This is a genomic window from Mycobacterium sp. (assembly GCF_965229265.1).
In the GTDB taxonomy this organism is placed as follows: domain Bacteria; phylum Actinomycetota; class Actinomycetes; order Mycobacteriales; family Mycobacteriaceae; genus Mycobacterium.
Genome location: NZ_CBDDIY010000010.1, coordinates 800,250 through 822,171, shown reverse-complemented (window position 1 = coordinate 822,171; position 21,922 = coordinate 800,250). Strand labels below are relative to the sequence as shown.

The 21,922-nt window shown below is 69.1% G+C and carries 7 protein-coding genes; 5 read left to right on the top strand and 2 right to left on the bottom strand.

The features are described 5' to 3' along the window. Nucleotides 1-9: 9 nt before the first annotated feature. Nucleotides 10-7,926 (bottom strand): PE family protein, encoded by a 7,917-nt coding sequence (locus tag ADBZ9K_RS05940; protein ID WP_526619111.1) that lies wholly within the window; start codon nt 7,924-7,926, stop codon nt 10-12. A 1,774-nt stretch (nt 7,927-9,700) separates the two neighbouring features. On the opposite strand from ADBZ9K_RS05940, the gene ADBZ9K_RS05935 reads away from it, so the two are divergent. From ADBZ9K_RS05935 to ADBZ9K_RS05920, 4 genes are all read left to right on the top strand, one after another. Then, a complete protein-coding gene (locus ADBZ9K_RS05935; protein WP_526620940.1) occupies nt 9,701-16,969 on the top strand; it encodes a beta strand repeat-containing protein in 7,269 nt (2,422 codons plus the stop codon). Nucleotides 16,970-17,055: 86 nt separating this feature from the next. Then, nucleotides 17,056-17,739, top strand: a complete 684-nt coding sequence (locus ADBZ9K_RS05930; RefSeq protein ID WP_526619110.1) for an HAD family hydrolase — start codon at nt 17,056-17,058, stop codon at nt 17,737-17,739. Nucleotides 17,740-17,829: 90 nt separating this feature from the next. Further along, a complete protein-coding gene (locus tag ADBZ9K_RS05925) occupies nt 17,830-19,293 on the top strand; it encodes a sugar porter family MFS transporter (protein WP_526619108.1) in 1,464 nt (487 codons plus the stop codon). Between the two features lie 20 nt (nt 19,294-19,313). Continuing rightward, nucleotides 19,314-20,993 (top strand): amidohydrolase, encoded by a 1,680-nt coding sequence (locus ADBZ9K_RS05920; protein WP_526619106.1) that lies wholly within the window; start codon nt 19,314-19,316, stop codon nt 20,991-20,993. Between the two features lie 3 nt (nt 20,994-20,996). Here the strand turns inward: ADBZ9K_RS05920 and ADBZ9K_RS05915 are convergent, their stop codons facing one another. Continuing rightward, complete coding sequence (locus ADBZ9K_RS05915; RefSeq protein ID WP_526619105.1) at nt 20,997-21,584, bottom strand: hypothetical protein; 588 nt, start codon at nt 21,582-21,584, stop codon at nt 20,997-20,999. Nucleotides 21,585-21,638: 54 nt separating this feature from the next. Between ADBZ9K_RS05915 and ADBZ9K_RS05910 the strand changes: the two genes are divergently transcribed. Further along, a complete protein-coding gene (locus ADBZ9K_RS05910) occupies nt 21,639-21,920 on the top strand; it encodes a phosphoribosyl-ATP diphosphatase (protein WP_135426399.1) in 282 nt (93 codons plus the stop codon). The last annotated feature ends 2 nt before the right edge of the window (nt 21,921-21,922 follow it).

Below are 21,922 nucleotides of genomic sequence, written 5' to 3'. Positions count from 1 at the left end.
GGACGAAGCTCAGCCGGGATTTCCGTTGCCTCCCTTGGTGCCGTTCGTCCCGCCGGGGACGCCGCCGGTCCCGCCGGATCCACCGGTCCCAGCTCCGCCGGGCGTGCCGTCGCCGCCGCCTCTCGGACCGCCGTTGCCGCCTTTGCCGCCACCGCCCCCGTTAGCGCCGCTGCCGGTGCCGGATAACCCGGTGCCGCCATTGCCACCGCCGCCGCCGTTGCCGCCTGATCCTCCGTTGGCGCCCCTGCCACCGGTTGTCCAGAAGGGAACCGAGGCTCCGCCGCCGCCGCCGGTGCCGCCGTAGCCGCCGGTGCCGCCGGTGCCGCCGCCGCCGCCGGTGCCGGTGGTGCCGTTGCCGCCGTTGCCGCCGGTGCCGCCGTTGCCGCCATTGCTTGCGGCGCCGCCGTTGTATCCGTCGCCGGTGTAGCCGATACCTCCGTAGCCGCCGTTGGCCCCGTTGCCGCCGTTGCCGCCGTTTCCGCCGGTGCCCCCGTTGGTGCCGTTGCCGCCGTTGCCGCCGTCTCCTGCGGCACCCGCGGCGCCGGCATTGCCGCCGTTGCCGTAACTCTTGTCGGTGACGACACCGCCGCCGTTGCCGCCGTTGCCGCCGTTGCCGCCGTTTCCGCCGTCGCCGTCGTTGCCGTTGAGGCCGGTGCCGCCGTTACCGCCGCGTCCACCGCTGGTGCCGGAGCTGCCCTTACCGCCCGGGTAACCGTCACCTCCCCCTGCGTAGCCTGCGGTGCCGCCGTCGGAGCCGTTGCCGCCGTTGCCGCCGTCGCCGCCGTCACCGCCCTTGAAGCCGGTTCCGCCAGTTCCGCCGTTTCCGGCGGTTCCGGCATTTCCGGCGTTGCCGCCGTCGTGGCTGCTGTTCTCCGAGGCTTTGGCGCTGCCGCCGTTTCCGCCGTTTCCGCCGTTGCCGGCGTTGCCGCCGTTGCCGGTCACCCCGGTCGCGCTGACGCCACCGTTGCCGCCGGCACCGCCATCAGCACCGTTGCCGGCGTTTCCGCCATTGCCGCCGCTGAAGAACTGGCTGTAGTTGCCGGCACCGCCGTTTCCGCCGTTGCCACCGTCTCCGCCCTGGCCGCCGTTGCCGCCGTTGCCGGTGGTGGCGGTGCCGCCGTTGCCGCCGTTGCCGGCGGTGCCACCGGCGCTGCCGGCGCCGCCGTAGTATCCGTCGTGGGCATAGCCAACACCGCCGTTGCCGCCGTCGGCGCCGTTGCCGCCGTTACCGCCGGTGCCACCGTTTCCGCCGTTGCGGCCGTTTCCGCCGGCCCCGCCGTCTCCCGCGTTGCCCGCGGTTCCGGCATTGTTGCCGTCTTGGTAGTTGGTGTCGGTCACGGTGCCGCCCGCGTTGCCGCCGTTGCCGCCGTTGCCACCGTTTCCGCCGTCGCCGTCGTTGCCGTTGAGTCCTGCGCCGCCGTTGCCGCCGGTGCCGCCGTTGGTGCCGGAACTGCCGTTGCCGCCGCTGTAGGGCCCCAAGAACTCGCCGGCGTAGCCAGCGGTGCCGCCATCGGAGCCGTTGCCACCGTTGCCGCCGTCGCCGCCGTCGCCGCCCTTGAAGCCGGTGCCGCCGTTGCCGCCGTTACCGGCGGTTCCGGCATTTCCGGCATTTCCGCCGTAGTGGCTGCTGTTCTCCGAGGCTTTGGCATCGCCGCCGTTTCCGCCGTTTCCGCCGTTGCCGGCGGCACCACCGTTGCCGGTCACCCCGGTCGCGCTGACGCCACCGTTGCCGCCGGCACCGCCATCAGCACCGTTGCCGGCGTTTCCGCCGTTGCCGCCGCTGAAGAACTGGCTGTAGTTGCCGGCACCGCCGTTCCCGCCGTTGCCGCCACCGCCGCCCTGGCCGCCGTTTCCGCCGTTGCCGGTGGTGGCGGTGCCGCCGTTGCCGCCGTTCCCGCCGGTGCCACCGTCACTGCCGGCGCCGCCGTAGTATCCGTCGTGGGAATAGCCAACACCGCCATTGCCGCCGTCGGCGCCGTTTCCGCCGGTGCCGCCGGTGCCGCCGTTTCCGCCGTTGCGGCCGTTGCCGCCGGCCCCGCCGCTTCCGCCGTCTCCCGCGGTTCCGGCATTGTTGCCGTCTTGGTAGTTGGTGTCGGTCACGGTGGCACCGCCGTTGCCGCCGGCACCGCCGTTGCCACCGTTTCCGCCGTCGCCGTCGTTGCCGTTGAGTCCTGCGCCGCCGTTGCCGCCGGTGCCGCCGTTGGTGCCGGAACTGCCGTTGCCGCCCTTGTACGGGCCGAGGAATTCCCCTGCGTAGCCAGCGGTGCCGCCGGTGGAGCCGTTGCCACCGTTGCCGCCGTCGCCGCCGTCGCCGCCCTTGAAACCGGTGCCGCCGTTGCCGCCGTTGCCGGCGGTTCCGGCATTTCCGGCGTTGCCGCCGTCGTGGCTGCTGTGTTCTTGATCGGTGGTGCCGCCGCCGTTTCCGCCGTTTCCGCCGTTGCCGCCGGCCCCGCCGTTGCCGGTGAGCCCGGTGGCGCTGGTGCCGCCGTTGCCGCCTTGGCCGCCATCAGCGCCGTTGCCCGCGGCGCCGCCGTTGCCCCCGGACAGAAACTCACCGTAGTTGCCGGCTCCGCCGGCGCCGCCCGAGCCGCCCGAGCCGCCCGAGCCCCCATTTCCGCCGTTTCCGCTGCCGGCGGCTAGGCCACCGGAACCGCCCTGGCCGCCAGCGGTGCCGTTCGTGCCGTTATTGCCGTTGTAGCCACCGGTGAAGTTGAACACCCCGACGCCGCCGTTGCCGCCGCTGCCACCGGTGCCGCCGTTTCCGCCTGCGCCGCCGTTCCCGCCATTCCCGGTGTTATAGCCGACACCGCCGTCGCCGCCCGTGCCGGCATTGCCGGCCGCGCCGCCCAGGCCGCCGTCGCCTCCGCCGTTGCCACCGTTTCCGCCGAAGCCGGCATTTCCGCCGGCCCCGCCGATACCGCCGTTTCCGCCGCCGACTCCGATCTGGCCGCCGTTACCCCCGCGGCCGCCCTTGCCGCCGTTGGCGCCGGTGCCGCCGTTCCCGCCGGGAGTGCTGCCGCTCGTTTCGGCGCCGAGGCCGCCCCAGCCCCCGCCGCCACCATCGCCGCCGGCGCCGCCATTCCCTGCGGCGCCGGTGCCGCCACCCCCGTTGCCGCCGTTGCCGCCGGTGGCGCCGTCGCCGCCAGCACTTGCGGTTCCGCCGTCAGCGCCGTTGCTGAGACCGCTGAAGCCAGCGCCGCCGGCCCCGCCGCCGCCACCGCTACCGCCACGGCCGCCGCTACCGCTACCCGTGCTGACGCCGCCGTTTCCGCCGTTGCCGCCGCCGCCGCCATTGCCGGTCGTGCCGGCTTGCCCCAACGCGGCGCCGCTGACGCCATTGGCGCCGCCGGCGCCACCGGCGCCGCCGTGGCCGCCCAGGCCGCCCCCGCCCGCGTTGCCGCCGTTCCCGTTGCCGTTGGTCGTGCCGCCATTGCCCCCGGCTCCGCCGGCCGCACCGTTGCTGCCGTTACCGCCGTTGCTTCCGTTGCTTCCGGCCCCCGGGGTATACGTATCGCCGTTTCCGCCGTTTCCGCCGTAGCCGCCGTAGCCGCCCGCACCACCGGCGCCGCCGTTGCCGCCGCTGACGGCATACCCCATGCCACCATTTCCGCCGTTACCTCCGGCTGCGGCCTTTCCGGCGTCACCGCCGGCACCACCGGCGTTGCCTCCGGTGCCACCGTTGCCGGCGTTACCGCCCACACCGGCGGCGCCACCGTTACCGCCGAGAGCGCCTCCGAGGCCCGCATCGCCGCCGATGCCGCCATTACCACCGATGGCACCGTCGCCGCCGGCACCGCCATTCGTCTGATATCCGCCCTGGCCGCCGTCGCCACCATTACCGCCGCGGCCGCCGAGTCCACCGTCGCCGCCGTTGCCGCCGACACCGGAAGTGCCGGCGCTCCCGCTGGTACCGCCGCCGGCGATGCTGCCCGCGGCTCCGCCGCCGCCGGCATTACCTCCCGTACCGCCGTCGCCGCCGTTGCCGCCTGCGGTGCCGTTCCCGCCCTTTCCGCCTGCTGTTCCTCCGTTACTGATGCCGTCCGTTCCGGGTGTTCCGTTCGTACCGGCACCACCGTTGCCCCCGGCGCCGCCGCCGGCGCCGTTGCCGCCGTTGCCGCCGTTGCCGGCGACTCCGCCATTTGCGGCGCCACCGCGACCACCGGTGCCTCCCGAGCCGCCTGCGTAGCCCTTGTTGCCGGTGCTGCCCGCCGCGGCACCGGCCTGGCCGCTGGCGCCAACTCCGCCGTTGCCGCCATCGCCCCCGCGTCCGCCGATGCCGCTCGCGCCAGCGGTCCCGCCGGTTCCAGCCCCGGTGCCTGCCGCCCCCGCACGGCCTGCATCGCCGCCGTCGCCACCTGTGCCGCCATTGGATCCGGCCGCACCGTTGTTCCCTCCGGCGTCGCCGCCCGTGCCGCCGTTTCCGCCGTAGCCGCCCTGGCCGCCGCTGCCTCGGGTTCCGCCGGTCCCGGCGCTTCCGCCGTTACCGCCCGTGCCGCCGTTGCCACCGGCGTATCCATTGCCACCGGCGCCGGTCGTCGGCGTGACTCCATGGGCACCCGCGCTGCCGTTCCCGCCGTTGCCGCCGTTGCCGGCTGCTCCTGCGGTGCCCGCGGTGCCACCGGCACCACTTCCGCTACCCGCCGTTCCGCCATCCCCGGCATTGCCGCCATTGCCACCGGCACCGCCACTGAAGCCCACGGTTCCGGTGTTGGCGGCGGCGTTGCCGCCCTTGCCGCCGTTGCCGCCGTAACCACCTTGGCCGCCGCTGCCCCGAGTGCCGCCGAGACCGGCGCTGCCGCCGTTGCCGCCAGCGCCGCCGTTGCCGCCGCTGAACCCGTTGGTTCCATTACCGCTGCCTTCGGTAGTTCCGGCAGCTCCCGCGCTGGCGTTGCCCCCGTTGCCGCCGTTGCCCGCCACCCCGGCGGCGCCTGCAACGCCGCCCTTTCCGGTTCCCGAACCGGCGGCGCCGCCGTTTCCGGCGTTGCCGCCGTTGCCTCCGGTCCCACCGTCGAAGCCGACGCCGGTACTAGCGGCGCCGTTGCCGCCACGGCCGCCATAGCCGCCTGCTCCGCCCTGGCCGCCGTTGCCCCGGGTGCCGCCATCCCCGGCGTTGCCGCCATCTCCGCCGTTGCCGCCGTTGCCGCCGGCGTATCCGCTGGTGCCGTCGCCGGTGCCCGAGGCTCCGTTGGCGCCTGCCGACCCGAAGCCGCCGTTGCCGCCGTTGCCGGCTACGCCGGCCGTGCCGGCTGTGCCACCGGTACCTGTACCGGTGCCCGCCATGCCGCCGTTTCCAGCGTTGCCACCAGTGCCGCCGTCGCCGCCGTCGAAACCGGCAGCACCCGTATTGCTACCGGCGTTGCCGCCACCGCCGCCCTGGCCACCATTGCCGCCCGAGCCGCCATTGCCGCGGATGCTGCCGACCGCTGCAGCGCCGCCGTTTCCGCCGTTTCCGCCGTTTCCGCCGTTGTATCCCTTGGTTCCGTTGCCGGTGATCACCCCGACGCCGGCGGCGCCCAGGCCTCCGTTGCCTCCATTGCCGCCCGTGCCGGCGGTTCCGCCTACGCCCGCACCACCGTCGGCGGCCGAACCGGCGCCGCTACCGCCGTTGCCGCCGGTACCGGCATTGCCCCCATTGCCCCCATCGCCGCCGTCGAACCCGTCGCTACCGCTGATCGATGCGCCGGTCCCACCTTTTCCGCCGGTGCCGCCGTTGCCGCCCTTGCCGCCGGCCCCGCCGGCGCTGTCCACACCCGCAAGGGCGCTGCCCGCGCCGGCTCCACCGGCGCCGCCATCTCCGCCACGGCCGGCCGTGCCGCCGTGACCGCCGGTGCCGCCCTTTCCGCCGAGGGGCGTCTGCGCGGTCCCTGCCGCCCCCGTCGCGCCGTTGCCGCCGGCTCCGCCGCTGCCGCCGGCTCCTGCGCTCCCGCCGTTGCCTCCGGCACCATCGGTGCCGGAGGCAGCGCTGCCCGCACCAGTCCCGCCCAGACCGCCGCTACCGCCCTGACCGCCGTTGCCGCCGTTGCCGGCGTCACCACCAGCTTCCCCGTCAGCTCCGGCGTTGGCGCCGTTGGCGCCCTGGTAGCCGGTGCCGCCAGCGCCGCCGTTGCCGGCGTTGCCGCCCTTGCCACCCGCGCCGCCAGCTCCGTCGATACCGGCCGGGGCGCCGTGCCCACTGGTTCCAGCCGCTCCGCCAGCACCACCCTGACCGCCCGCGCCGCCTCGGCCGCCGTCGCCGCCGTCACCGGCGTTGAGGGAGCTGGTGGAACCCGCGAGTCCGGTGCCGCCGTTGCCGCCCTGTCCGCCGTTGCCCGCAGCGCCGCCAACCCCGCCCGAACCACCGACGCCCGTGGAACCGCCACCGTTGCCACCTAGGCCGCCATTGCCGCCGTCGCCGCCCCCAGTCGCGCTGGTTCCGTCGCCACCCGGCTGCGTCGCATCGATCCCGTTCGTGCCGGCAGCACCTGCGCCTCCAGCGCCTCCGGAGCCGCCGTTGCCCGCACCGCCTGCGTCGCCGCCCCTGCCGCCTCGGCCGCCGTTGCCGCCGTTGCTCGATGCGGTCGAGGTGCCCCCACTTCCTCCGGAGCCGCCGTTGCCGCCGTTGCCCGTGGTCGTTCCGCCCGCACCGCCGTTGCCACCAAGGCCACCCGCGCCACCGGCCGCGCCACCCTTGCCGCCTTGACCGCCCTTGCCCCCGTTGCCGACTGATCCGCCATTGCCGCCGTTGCCACCGGTGCCTCCGGCCCCGGCCACGGTGGCGCTGTCAGCGCCGTTGCCGCCACTACCGCCATTGCCCGCAAAGCCGACGACGGCGGCCCCGTGGGCCCCGATAGCGCCGTTGGCGCCGCCCGATCCACCGGTTCCTGCCGCGCCGCCGTCGCCTCCGGCGCCTGCGTTTCCGGGGTTTCCGCCGGCGCCCCCGTCACCGCCTTGGGGCGTGTTGGCGTCGCCGGCCCCGCCCGCGCCACCATCGCCAGGGGTGCCGGCCGCACCACCCTGACCACCCGCACCGCCGGTGCCATTGGCACCGGCTCTACTGATGACAAACATGATCCGACCGCTGCCCGCGTTGCCTCCCGCGCCGCCCGCACCGCCGTCGGCCCCATCACCGCCATCCGCCCCGGCGCCGCCCTTGCCACCTGGAGTGGCAGCGTCGGCGCCGGACGTACCTGTGCCGCCGTTGCCGCCCTTGCCGCCGACACCTCCCGCGCCGCCGGTGCCGCCGGCGCCGAAGATCATGCTGCCGTTGCCGCCGCTGCCGCCGCGCCCGCCCTTGCCACCGGCCGTGCCATCGGCACCCGGTCCACCCGCGTTGGCGCCTGAAATCCCAGCTCCGCCAGCACCGCCCGCACCGCCGCTGCCGCCGTCACCGGATACCGACAACGCTCCAGCGTTGCCGCCGTTACCGCCGCTTCCGCCAATACCCGACGGTGTGGTCGACGCGGCCCCGGCCCCGCCATTGCCCCCGTTGCCGATGAACAAACCACCGGACCCGCCATTACCCCCGGCGCCGTCATTGACGCCGGCGACCCCCGCACCGCCGTCGCCCCCTCGGCCGAACCAGCCGGCTGACCCGCCGCTCCCGCCGTTATAGCCAATCCCGCCGCTGCCGAAGATCCCACCGTTTCCACCCGAGCAGGCGATACCGCTGGTGCACGTCTCGGCGGTCCAGGAGAATCCGTTGCCGATCAAGATCCCGCCGTCGGGATGCTCGGCGGTGCCATTTCCGAACAGCCAGATCCCGCCGGCGCCGACGGCGGGAACTGACGATGCGGCCGCTCTGTTCGGCGCGGCTACTGGGGCGTTAGTCCGACTCGCGACATTAGGCGAGCTTGGGTCGACCGGATCGGTCGTCGAGGCGGGGGAGGCTGCGACCCTGCGGCCCGACTTGCCGACCAAGTCGCGCCGAACCAGTCCCAACGCGGCCATCGGTTGTGCTGACGATCCCGGAGCATCACCGTCATCCGAAGCCGGAGCGACCGTTGCGGCGCCGGATGGAACTGGCTGCCCCGTGAGGGCATCCGACGCCCCAACTTGAGCGGCAACGACGGACCCGGCGGCCGGCGTCGCAGAGCCGGAATTGGCTTTCCGGGGCTGCCCCGCGACGGCAACGCCTGATTTTGCTGTGGGTACGGTCGCGGCAACGCCGCTGTGCGAATCCGTGCGTGCCCGTGCCGAATGCGGCGTCGGCTTCGATGAGTTCGCTGACGACGCTGCGCCGCCCGACCCAGCAGAACCAGCAGAGCCAGCAGAACCTGCCGAACCGGTGGAGTCGGCATAGGCCAAAGCCGGGAGCGCCAAAATGCCCGCACCGACACCAAGGGCTATGGCCAGTGCCCCCACCCGGCCCACATACTTCGCATGGTCAGGATCGGCCGCCCTGACGGCGCCGGTGACCGCCTGCAACACCTGAATGTGAAGGCCGGCGCCGGATGCGCGGTGTCGACCGCCCATGGTGGCGCGATGACGACCTGGTCCGTCAGCGTGCGCTGGCGACGGTGTGGCGGAAGCAGTCGGAGCGGCATAGAAACCGATATCCGCAGGAAAATCCGCGTTCAATTGTCTTTCCCCCACCAGGACTGGCATACGTAGATGTCGGATCGAAGTCAACCAGTTCTACAGCCTCGACAGGGAGCGCGCGGTCCGTTTGAGAAATAACTGACGAGCCGCTTCGAGGGCGCGAGGTTTCGTGATATACCTCACGGGCCGCGTCGAGGGGCAAGACAGGGTTCGGGGGCTTCGTGGTTGCTGGGGGTATCCCAGCAGACTGCTACGGGGTGTCTGTGGCCGCTGTCGGGGTCGTTGCCGTGGTCATGAGACTTTGCCCGCAAAAGGGCTCGCCGATCCGGGTGGCCCATGGAGGTCGCTGATGTGCGCAGATAACGTCTCCCGTCGAGCCCGACGGGCGATAGGCGGTAAGCATCGGGCGACACCAGGCTCACTGCGGATGATCGACGACGGAGCAGGGGGCTGGTCCATGGCACGGGCGACCCCCTCGGCGCACTTTGTGGGCCGCGTCGGCGCGCTGGCCATCGCTCTTGGTGTCGGCGTTGTCATCGCGGAATTTCCGGCCAGCGCCGCGGCGGACACCGAGTCAGCGAACGGGGCGGGTTCGACGCACCATGCTGACTCAAGCCATTCCGCCACGGGTACGGCCAAGCCGCGGACCGGGGCGGGGTCTCGCGCTTCCCTCCAGAGTCCGGATGCCCCGACGGATTCCGGTGATTCAGCATCTGGCAATGCATCCGGTGTCCCGAACGGTGGGCTGGGTTCGAATCGGCGAGCAGGTGTTGGCCGCCTCCAGATCGACGATGTCAATCGAGACCGAGGTAGCGGTAATCAGGGTGCCCGCGGCGCCGCCGCCGCCACCCCGGCCGGTGGTGCGTCCGCCATTACCCGGTCGGCGGCCGGCGATAGTGGTGTTTTGTCGCCGGCGGCGTCAGCCGAACACGATGGCGCAGAGCGGGTGTCTGACGAGGGTGCAGGCGACAGCGTTATATCCGACGGTGCGGCCGGCGCAGAGGTGGGGACTTTTGAGCCACCAGTGATGACGCCGGCGCCGCCGCAGGGCGAAGTGTCTGGCACGGACGGTGTGTCGGACCCCGCTGAGCGCAGCGGCCCTCTGCCGGCGAACACGGCGTTGGAGTGGGCGTCGCGGGCGATAGTTGCGGCGGGTCTGGTCAGGCGCGAATCACGCACCGGTGTGTCGAGGGTTGCGCCCGCGGCGTCGGTAGACACGGGGGAGACGCTCGACCCGCCAGCCACACTCCCCGCGGCCATACCCGCACCGCGTGATCCGGTCTCCACATTCATTCAGTTTCTCGTCGGTGACGGCACCGCTGACCACCCCGACGCCGGCATTCTGTGGGGCAATGGCTACAGCTTCACCAGCTATGGCGGCGTCTGCACCTCGGGGGCTTGCAACGGAGGCAACGCTGGCCTGTTCGGCAACGGCGGTGCTGGCTTCAACGGGGGCAACGGTGGCGCGGCCGGATTGTTCGGTAACGGCGGTGCCGGTGGTGCCGGCGTCACCGGCATCAACAGTGGAGCGGGCGGCGACGGTGGTCGGGCCGGCCTATTCTTCGGCGATGGCGGCGCGGGCGGTGACGGCGCCGCGGCGAGCGACCCGACCGGCGATGGTGGCGCGGGCGGCCACGGTGGTGCTGCCGGCCTGTTGTCGGTGCGCGGCTCGGGAGGTGCGGGCGGAGCGGGTGGCGCCAGTGGTGTTTCCGGCGGCTCCGGCGGGCGCGGCGGCACGGGCGGTGACGCCGGACTATTCGGTACAGGTGGTCATGGCGGTGTCGGCGGCGCCGGCGCGAATGCGGGCGGCTCGGGCGGTGACGGTGGACATGGCGGCATCGTCGGTGGTGATGGCGGTGACGCAGGACGAGGTGGTCTAGCCACCCTCGACACCGGAAATCGGGGTAGCTCCGGCATCGGTGGTGCCGCGGGGGCGCTGTTCGGAAACGCTGGATCCGATGACCTGACCGGGCGAGCGGCGCTCTCGGCCGCTGCGCAGCCGGATCCCTACTCCGGAAACGCCCTGGCCATCATCATCATTGCCGCCCGGGGCGCAATCACGACAGCGCTCGAGATTCTCATTTCGGACAAGGCCGACTGGCTTCCGGCGAACATGGTCAATCTCGTCGCGGACGTCGGTTACAACCTCCTGCTCAATATCGTGGTCGGATACTGGCCGGGAGTCATCAACGCACTGAACGAGCTCATCTACAACCCGGGTGGCAACTTCGGTGACGCGCAGTTCCTTCCTTTCGTTGCCGACACAGTCGCGGCCGCGCTCGCCCCCGACGGTGAAGTGCCCAGCCCGCTCAACCAGACCATCGGCAACGCCGTGGCTTATCTGATCGAACAGACACTCGGCAACCCGGTCATCCAGCAGGGGATTGCGTACACGGTATTCGTCCAGATCCCGCCGTTCACCGCCACGGGACTTACCACGTGGATCAGCAACCTCATCAATTACGGCGCCACCGGTGCGATCGTCTACCTGCTGAACAACGGCGTGCTGCCCGGTCTTGTCCAGTTCTTCGGAAGCCCTGCCGTCCAAGTCCAGATCGGCACGGCTCTCGCGGGCACGGTCAATGTCCTGCTGGGCCAGATAACGCCCGATTTCGTGCCCGACCCTCCGCTGCAAACGCCTGCGCTCGCAACATATGTCGGCGAGATGGTGGCTACCGCTCTGCTCGGCGAGGGCAACCCCAACATTCCGGGTGTTGCGGCGCTCATTTCCAGCGATGTGGCCTACTTCCTGGCCGGGATCGCGACTCCGTTGAGCACCCTCATCGGCACGACCTACCAACAGTTCATGCTCTACCCCGGGGTCAACACCTTCCTTGCGACGACAGCCGTTAACGCCGTGCTTGACGCCCTGGATCAGACACTGCTGCCGGTCGATTCGATCGTGGCCCCGGTGCAGGCAGTCGTCACGCAGGCGACGAGCTCGTTCCTTGGGAACACTGCACTGGTCGGTGCGATCGGCAACTTCGTTACGCGATTGGCCACTGATCTCGCCGGCAATCCCACGATGCAGGCACTCGCAAGTCAGACGGTCGCCGACATGGTCTCCCAGATGCTCGGCGGAAGCCCACTCGCTGTGAGCGTCGGCGGGCAGATCGGTACGACGGTCGCGGGCTTGATGGGCGATTCGAACTTCACCGGCGCCGTGACCAACGCGATTGTGTCGCTGATCAGCGGCCTCAACAATCCCACTATCGTCGGCGCGATCGCCACAGCGGTGGGTGGCATTGCCGGAAACCTGGTCGGCCCCGACCCACAGCCCATCATGGACCAGATTCAAGCCGCGGTGGCAGCGCTGACTCAGGACCCTGCCTTCAAGACGGTGTTGAATGACGACGTCACATCGGTGGTGCGCACCTTCCTGAGCACTCAGGGATTCTGGAATGCGTTGGGCAATGGGCTCTCCGGTCTGGTCATCCGCCTCGCCGGCGACACCACCGTGCAGAACAATGCCGCTCAGGCGGTCGCCATCATGATCGCGGACATGTTGCCCGGCAACCCCATCGCTCAGGCTGTCGGTTCCGCAGCCGGCGATGCTGTTAGCAGCCTGTTGGCCAATTCCCGGTTTGCAGATTCCGTCGGCCAGCTCCTCGGATCGCTGCTGCCGACGTTGTTCGGTCAGCCCGGGGTACCCGATGCATTGGCCGTTGCCGCAGGTCAATTGGCGGTCGCCGCCCTCAACGGCACCCTGCCGGATGTCCTTCCTGACGTGCTGGCGGCACTGCAGGCCAACACGGACATTGTCGATGCTGTCGGTGTAACGGTGGCCGACGCGGTTACGGCCCTGTTGAATCCCTCCATTCTGCAGGGTGTGAGTCTGGCTCTGTCGGGGCTGATAACCGATCTCCTCGGTGATCCCGACGTCCAGTCGTATGCCAGCCAGCAGGTCGCCGCAGCGGTGTCCGCGGCATTAGGTGGCGGCACTCTGGGCGCCCTGATCGGTGACGCCGCCGGGGGCGCAGCGACCCAGATCATGGGCATACCGGCCCTCGGTACCGTCCTCACTGGAGTCGTCACTGTGCTGTTCGACTTCTTCGGCCGGCCGGATGTGATCCCGACGTTCGCGGCGGTTGCGGAGCAGTTCGCATCCTCGGTCGTGTCGGGGGAGGAGGACGTCAACTCCGCACTTACGGTGGCGTTGCTCGCCTTACAGGACAGCACCGCGATCCTCGGGGCGATCAGAATGACCGTGACGGACACCGTCGAGACGCTACTGGGCAACTCCGAGCTGTGGACCGGTCTCGGTCTCGCGTTGACTGACTTGATCAATGATGTGGGCACCGATCCTGCCGTTCAGCAGGCTGCGAGTGCGGCGGTGGCAGAACTGGTGGCGGGACTGTTGCCCGGCATCCCCGTGGCGGCCGTGATTGGCAATGCGGTCGGTGATGCGGTGGCGACGTTCCTGGCAGCCCCCGGTGGGACGGCAGGCCTGGCCTTGTGGGTAGGCGGCCTACTGCCGGACTTGTTGGGCCAGCCAGGTTTAGTGGCGGCCGTTGCTGGCGCGGTGGGTGTGGCCGCAGAGCACTTGGTGGCTGGTGAGCCGACGGCCACGGTGGTCGATGATCTGATTGCGGCGTTGCAGGCCAGTACTGCGGTGTCGGATGGGTTGGGGGCGTTCACCACTGACGCGCTCAATGGGTTGCTGGGCGATGCATCGTTGTGGAATGCATTGGGAATAAGCCTTTCTGGTTTGATCACCACGTTGGGTACTGATCCGGGCGTTCAGCAGGCTGCGGGTGCGGCGGTGTCGGAGTTGGTGGCGGGACTGTTGCCCGGCAACCCGGTGGCGGCGGTGATTGGTGATGCGGTCGGTGACGCGGTGGTGGGGTTGTTGGCTTCGCCTGGTGTGGTGGCGGGGTTGGCTCCGCTGATTGGTGGGTTGTTGCCGGATTTGTTGGGTCAGCCGGGTTTGGTGGCGGCGGTTGCTGGTGCGGTGGGTTCTGCGGTGTCGGGGTTGGTGGCGGGTGAGTCGACGGCCACGGTGGTTGATGATCTGATTGCGGCGTTGCAGGCCAGTACTGCGGTGTCGGATGGGTTGGGGGCGTTCACCACTGATGTGCTCAATGGGTTGTTGGGTGATCTGACGTTGTGGAATGCGTTGGGCCAGCAACTCACTGACCTGATCACCACGTTGGGTACTGATCCGGGCGTTCAGCAGGCTGCGGGTGCGGCGGTGTCGGAGTTGGTGGCGGGACTGTTGCCCGGCAACCCGGTGGCGGCGGTGATTGGTGATGCGGTCGGTGACGCGGTGGTGGGGTTGTTGGCTTCGCCTGGTGTGGTGGCGGGGTTGGCTCCGCTGATTGGTGGGTTGTTGCCGGATTTGTTGGGTCAGCCGGGTTTGGTGGCGGCGGTTGCTGGTGCGGTGGGTTCTGCGGTGTCGGGGTTGGTGGCGGGTGAGTCGACGGCCACGGTGGTTGATGATCTGATTGCGGCGTTGCAGGCCAGTACTGCGGTGTCGGATGGGTTGGGGGCGTTCACCACTGACGTGCTCAATGGGTTGTTGGGTGATCTGACGTTGTGGAATGCGTTGGGCCAGCAACTCACTGACCTGATCACCACGTTGGGTACTGATCCGGGCGTTCAGCAGGCTGCGGGTGCGGCGGTGTCGGAGTTGGTGGCGGGACTGTTGCCGGGTAGTCCGGTGGCGGCGGTGATTGGTGATGCGGTCGGTGACGCGGTGGTGGGGTTGTTGGCTTCGCCTGGTGTGGTGGCGGGGTTGGCTCCGCTGATTGGTGGGTTGTTGCCGGATTTGTTGGGTCAGCCGGGTTTGGTGGCGGCCGTTGCTGGCGCGGTGGGTGTGGCCGCAGAGCACTTGGTGGCTGGTGAGTCGACGGCCACGGTGGTTGATGATCTGATTGCGGCGTTGCAGGCCAGTACTGCGGTGTCGGATGGGTTGGGGGCGTTCACCACTGATGTGCTCAATGGGTTGTTGGGTGATGCATTGTTGTGGAATGCGTTGGGCCAGCAACTCACTGACCTGATCATCACGTTGGGTACTGATCCGGGCGTTCAGCAGGCTGCGGGTGCGGCGGTGTCGGAGTTGGTGGCGGGACTGTTGCCGGGTAGTCCGGTGGCGGCGGTGATTGGTGATGCGGTCGGTGACGCGGTGGTGGGGTTGTTGGCTTCGCCTGGTGTGGTGGCGGGGTTGGCTCCGCTGATTGGTGGGTTGTTGCCGGATTTGTTGGGTCAGCCGGGTTTGGTGGCGGCGGTTGCTGGTGCGGTGGGTTCTGCGGTGTCGGGGTTGGTGGCGGGTGAGTCGACGGCCACGGTGGTTGATGATCTGATTGCGGCGTTGCAGGCCAGTACTGCGGTGTCGGATGGGTTGGGGGCGTTCACCACTGATGTGCTCAATGGGTTGTTGGGTGATCTGACGTTGTGGAATGCGTTGGGCCAGCAACTCACTGACCTGATCACCACGTTGGGTACTGATCCGGGCGTTCAGCAGGCTGCGGGTGCGGCGGTGTCGGAGTTGGTGGCGGGACTGTTGCCGGGTAGTCCGGTGGCGGCGGTGATTGGTGATGCGGTCGGTGACGCGGTGGTGGGGTTGTTGGCTTCGCCTGGTGTGGTGGCGGGGTTGGCTCCGCTGATTGGTGGGTTGTTGCCGGATTTGTTGGGTCAGCCGGGTTTGGTGGCGGCGGTTGCTGGTGCGGTGGGTTCTGCGGTGTCGGGGTTGGTGGCGGGTGAGTCGACGGCCACGGTGGTTGATGATCTGATTGCGGCGTTGCAGGCCAGTACTGCGGTGTCGGATGGGTTGGGGGCGTTCACCACTGACGTGCTCAATGGGTTGTTGGGTGATGCATCGTTGTGGAATGCGTTGGGCCAGCAGCTCACTGACCTGATCACCACGCTGACCGCCAATCCCGAAGTCACCAGTTACGCAGGTGATTTTGCCGCTCAATTCGTGACCGGAGCGTTGTCGTCGTTCCCGCCGGATGTCGCTCAGGCGATAGGCTCGGCGGTCGGAAACGCGGTGGCTCAGTTGCTGTCCATCCCCGCCTTCGGCGAAGGCTTGGCCGCTATCGTCGGGATGGTGTTACCGACGTTGCTCGGCCAGCCAGGAGTGGTCGACACGTTGGCAACTGTGGCCGGGCAACTGGTCAGCTCCGTCGTCGGTGGAGACGACATCAGCGCGGCTGTGCAGGAAGCGATTGCGCAACTGGAATCCGATGCTGAAGTCCTGTCAGCCGTCGGTACAACCATCTCCGCGGCCCTCGACATCCTGCAGACGACGATCTTGGACGCTCCCGCGTTCCAGCAGGGCCTTGGCACCATCGTCACCGGTGTCGTCAACCAACTGCTCGGCAGCCCGGCAATCGTGGCCTATCTCGCCGAGGCGCTGGGTGCACCGTGGGCCGACCTCTTGTCGGTGTTCAACGATCCGGTGGTCGTCCAGACGCTCGCCGGCGCGCTCGGGGCGACGGTCACCAACCTGCTGGCATTCCCAGGTGTCACGACCGCGCTTGTCGCAGCCTTGAACCTTGCCGTGGACGACGTGCTCTCCGGGGCCGGCACATCGGCCGCGTTGTCGGACCTGGTGGCGTCGCTCCAGGCCGCCGCCGCTTTCCAGGCGGCCGTCTACAGCGCCATTCCGACCACCGTCGCGACGGTCTTCGGAGAACTTGCGGTACGCCAAGCGACGGCCTCGGCACTGGGTGACATGGTCGTTGATCTGCTGAAGGAAGCCGGGATTTCCATCGGATTCCTCGATGCGCTTGCCGGACGGATGGCCGACTCGGCGGCGCAGTACCTATTGGCACAAACCGCCGCGTGGAACCTGGGCTCGACCATATTGGAGGACATTCTCCTCGGGAAGGTTGCCCTGAGTGGCAGCGCGATCCTCGGCATCGTCATCGACCAACTACGCGCCGAGCCGGCCCTCCAGATTGCCGTCGGTTACGCGTTGGGCGCCGGAATCGGGTACGGGTTGTTCGGCGACAACGTCTTTGGGTGGTTGGTGTTCGTGGGCACCGGGTCCAGCATGGCCGTCAGCGTCGTCACGGCGGTCGCGCTGCTGAATTTCTTCTCGGGGTTGTCCCAACTCCTGCCCGGCTCCCCGTCCGGCACACTGACGCTGAGTGCCGCGGCGAGCCCGACTGGCATCGGGCATAGTGCCCGGATCTCGATGGCATCCGACTATTACGTGCTGCGTGTGACCGGCCCGTCGGATGCGAGTTCTGCCGATTCCGTCGTCGACCCCGACAGTCGACTCGCGTTGATCGATCTGGCGGTCGATGTGACGGAGGCGACATTGGATTCTGTCAGTGTCCGAATGACTTTCGACACCACGGCGAACAGCGGCCCCACTCCCGTCGCGCCACTGCTCGTCGACCTCACGTTCCCGGTCGACGTGCTGTTCCCCGCCCAGGGACGAGCGTTCGTTGCGCCAAGTCAGACCGGTCGGCGCCGGTGGACGAACAGCACCGCCGGCCTTTGAGCGTGTAATCTTGGCGCTGGCGGCAACTGCTGTGCCAGTACGCCCCGGGCCATGTCCATCAGAGCGGTGATTGTGGGGGAACTGTCGTGCGCGCAGTGCTGTTCGACATGGATGGCACTCTGGTCGACTCTGAGAAACTCTGGGACATCTCGTTGCAAGAGCTCTGTCGGCGGCTCGGCGGTGATTTGACCCCCGAGGTCCGCGACGCCACCGTCGGCGGCTCGGCCGAAGGCGTGATGCGGATCGTGTATACCGATCTCGGCTTGGAGCTCGACCCTGCTCACATGGCTCAGTCGGCGGACTGGCTGCACGACTACACCGCGGAGCTGTTCGACGGCGGCCTGCCATGGTGCGAGGGGGCCCGCGAGTTGCTCGATTCTCTTGCCGAAGCGGCCGTCCCGATGGCGTTGGTCACCAACACTCGCCGCGCGCTCGCGGAGCGGGCCCTGAACAGCATTGGTCGCCATTATTTCTCGGTGAGCGTGTGCGGCGACGAGGTTGCTCGGGCCAAGCCGGCCCCCGACCCCTACGAGCGTGCCGCGACGCTGCTGGGCCTCGATCCCGGTGATTGCCTGGCGATCGAAGACTCCGTCACCGGAGCCGCCTCGGCCGAGGACGCCGGCTGCCCGGTGTTGGTGGTGCCCAACGACGTAGAAGTGCCCGTCACGCCTCGCCGCCGCCACGTTTCATCGCTGAGCGCGCTGGGCATTCCGCAGCTGCGCAATATTCACGCGGAGCTACGGCTCGGACTCGGAGAGCGGTCGGCCTGAGACTGCTCGCTGATATCGCCGTGGCGGGGCTCTGATTGTGCCATCGTAGTTGCCACCAGAGGTTTCGCAGTGCTGCGGAAAGGACTTCCCATGGCCGGCCAGGGCCCCCTCGACCAAACTCCGTCCGCGATCACCGATGAGGATTTCTCCTCGGGCGGCACGGCAATCCGGATTGCGTCGGTAGCAGCGTTGGGCGGCCTGCTTTTCGGCTACGACAGCGCGGTCATCAACGGCGCCGTCGACTCGATCCAGGAAGACTTCGGCATCGGCAACGCCGAACTCGGTTTCGCCGTCGCCTCGGCGCTCCTGGGTGCGGCCGCCGGGGCGATGTCCGCCGGCCGGATCGCCGATCGCATCGGCCGCATCTCGGTCATGAAGATCGCCGCGGTGTTCTTCCTGATCAGCGCCTTTGGCACCGCGCTGGCGCCAAACGTCGCCACGGTCGTCGTCTTCCGGATCGTTGGTGGTATCGGTGTCGGCATCGCATCGGTGATCGCGCCGGCCTACATCGCCGAGACCTCGCCGCCGCGAATCCGGGGCCGGCTGGGTTCGTTGCAGCAGCTGGCGATCGTGTCCGGCATCTTTCTGTCCTTCGTGGTCAATTGGATTCTCCAGCACATTGCCGGCGGGCCGAACAAGGAGCTGTGGTTCGGGCTCGACGCATGGCGATGGATGTTCCTGGCGATGGCCCTGCCTGCGGTCCTCTACGGTGCCCTGGCCTTCACCATCCCGGAGTCGCCCCGTTATCTCGTTGCCACCCACAAGATTCCGGAAGCCCGCAAGGTGCTGAGCATGCTGCTGGGCGAGAAGAACCTCGAGATCACCATCAGCCGCATCCAGGAGACACTGGAACGCGAGGACAAGCCGTCCTGGCGCGATCTGCGGAAGCCGACCGGTGGCCTCTACGGCATCGTCTGGGTCGGCCTCGGGTTGTCGATCTTCCAGCAGTTCGTCGGCATCAACGTGATCTTCTACTACTCCAATGTGCTGTGGCAGGCGGTGGGCTTCGACGCCGACCAATCGGCGATCTACACCGTGATCACCTCGGTGGTCAACGTAGCGACGACCCTGATCGCCATCGCGCTCATCGACAAGATCGGGCGCAAACCGCTGCTGCTCATCGGTTCGTCCGGCATGGCCGTCACCCTGATCACCATGGCGGTCATCTTCGCCAACGCCACGCTCGTCGACGGCAAGCCAAACCTGCCCGGCGCCTCGGGTGTGATCGCATTGATCGCGGCCAACCTCTTCGTCGTCGCATTCGGCATGTCGTGGGGTCCGGTGGTCTGGGTGCTGCTCGGCGAGATGTTCCCGAACCGCATCCGCGCGGCCGCGCTTGGGCTGGCAGCCGCCGGGCAGTGGGCGGCGAACTGGTTGATCACGGTCACCTTCCCCGGGCTGCGTGAACACCTGGGCCTGGCGTACGGGTTCTACGGGGTGTGCGCCATCCTGTCCGGCCTGTTCGTGTGGAAGTGGGTCATGGAGACCAAGGGAGTCTCGCTGGAGGACATGCACGCCGAGCTGGTGCCCGAGGTAAAGCCCGAGCGCGCTTGATGGCGGCTGGGACTTCGTCGATGGGCGTAGGCGCCGCGGACACGATCTATCGAGGCGGCACCATCGTGACGATGGTCGAGGGCCGGCCACACGTGGAGGCGGTGGCGGTCGCCGCGGGCCGGATCCTGGCGGCCGGATCCGAGGCCGACGTGATGGCCACCGCGAGCGACGGGACCAGGATCGTCGAATTGGCGGGCCACACCCTGATGCCCTCGTTCATCGACGCGCACGGCCACTTCATGAACGCGCCCCAGGTGGTGACGTGGGCGAATGTCCAGGGGGTCCCCGCCGGACCGGTTACCGCGGTTGCTGACGTGGTGGCCGCCCTGCAGGAGCATGTGCGCCGACGTGGATTGAAGCCCGGCGACTGGGTCATCGGCTACGGCTACGACCGGTCCAACCTGGCTGAACAGCGCGAGCTCACCGTCGACGACCTTGACCCGTTCTTCCCCGACAACCCCGTGCTGTTGATCCACAGCTCCAACCACGGGGCGGTACTCAACAGCGCAGCCTTCGCCAAGGTCGGCTATGACGCGAACACCGAGACACCGCCCGGCGGGGTGATTCTGCGCAAACCGGGCACGACCGTGCCGGCCGGCCTGATCATGGAGACGGCGTTCCTGCCGATCTTCGCCAACATGCCGCAGGCCAGCGAGCAGGAGCGGCTCGACACCCTGGACCAGGCCCAGCAGATCTACGCCCGCGTCGGTGTGACCACGTGCCAGGAAGGTGCCACCAACGCCGCCGATGTGGCGTTTCTGCGTAAGGCCGCCGGACAGGGGCTGCTCTACCTGGATGTGGTGTCGCTGCCGTTCGTGTTCGACATCCCCGAGCTGGTCAAGCAGTGGGCACCGGATTTCCGGGGCGGACCGATGGAACTGCCCGACGATGCCCGCTCGGCCTTCGGCGTCTACCGCGATCACCTCAAACTGGCCGGTATCAAGCTGGTGCTGGACGGATCGCCGCAGGGCAAGACCGCGTACTGGACTGCGCCGCTGCTGACCGACGGTCCGGGCGGCGAGAAGGACTGGCGGGGCGAACCCACCCTGCCCCCCGAGGTCATCACGGAGGCCGTGGGCGAGATCTACGCCAAAGGCATCCAGATCTTCATGCACGCCAACGGTGATGCCGCGATCGACCTGGCCATCGAGGGGTTGCGGGCGGCCGGCGCACACGCCGGAGATGGCCAGCGCCCCATCGTGATTCACTCACAATGCATGCGTCCCGAGCAGCTCGACGCCTACGTCGAACTCGGCATCAACCCCAGCTTCTTCACCGCCCACACCTTCTACTGGGGTGACGAACACCTCGCCAACCTCGGGCCGCAACGCGCAGCTTTCCTCAGCCCGATGGCCTCGGCGATCGGCAAGGGCCTGCACTGCTCCAACCACACCGACTTCTCGGTCACCCCGATGGAGCCGATGCGGGTGATGTGGTCGTCGATCATGCGGACGTCGAAGCGGGGGACGCCGATCGGACCCGACGAGCGGATCGACATCTGGCAGGCGTTGCGGTCGCTGACCATCGAGGCGGCCTGGCAGATCTTCGAAGAGGATCGCAAGGGCACCATCGAGCCCGGCAAGCTGGCCGATCTGGTGATCCTGGACGCCAATCCGCTTGCCGTCGACACCGACGAGCTGCTGACCATCGGTGTTGTGGAGACCGTCAAGGAAGGCGCGACGGTCTACCGGGCGGGCTGAGCCTTACGGGACGTCGGTGTACTGCCAGGTGGCGCCGGTGGTGGAGAACGTGAAGCCGTTACCGGTCTGCTCGCTCAGGCAGGAGATGCCCACCTCCTGCGCAACATTGCAGCGGAAGCCCGCCGCGGCGAGGATCTTGTTGAACGGCAAGGTTTTTGGCGTTCCGGTCGGTGGTTTGAACTGATCGGGGCTCACCGAGGCGAACTGCGGGTCGCCGAGCGTGCGCACCACGATGGCGTTCGGGGGCAGGCTCTGGCCGGCGTCGTCGGTCACGGTCTTGGGCGCCCCCTGAACGGCGATGGCCGACGTTCCCGTGCTCGACTGGCAACCGGCCCAGGTGCGCGGCACGATCACGCAACGCCAGCTGCCGCTCGGGCTGGTGAAATAGTAGCCGGATCGGGTGTCATCGATCCGGCTGTAGTAGTCGAACGCATTGACCAGTTTGTCGTTGCTGGGGCGCGTAGATGCCGTAGGAGCCGGAGGTGGTGCGGTTTGCTGGCCGGTTTCATCGGTGGTGACGATCGGGTTCGAACAGGCGCTCAGCGCCAGGGCGACGATCGCCGTGAACGCTGACCGCCGGAATCCGCCCACAGCAGGGCAGCCTAGTCGCCGACCGGAAACCGCCGTGACGGCGCATCGGCACGCATGGAACAATCGCAGGCCGTGAAGACCTTCGAGGAGTTGTTCGCCGAACTGGGGGAGCGTGCCCGCACGCGCCCCGCGGGCAGCGCCACCGTCGCCGCGCTCGACGCGGGCGTACACACCCTCGGCAAGAAGATCATCGAAGAGGCCGGTGAAGTATGGCTGGCCGCCGAGCACGAGCCCGACGAGGCCCTGGCCGAGGAGATCAGCCAGCTGCTGTACTGGACCCAGGTGCTGATGCTCGCCCGTGGGCTGACCCTCGACGACATCTACCGCAAGCTTTAGGT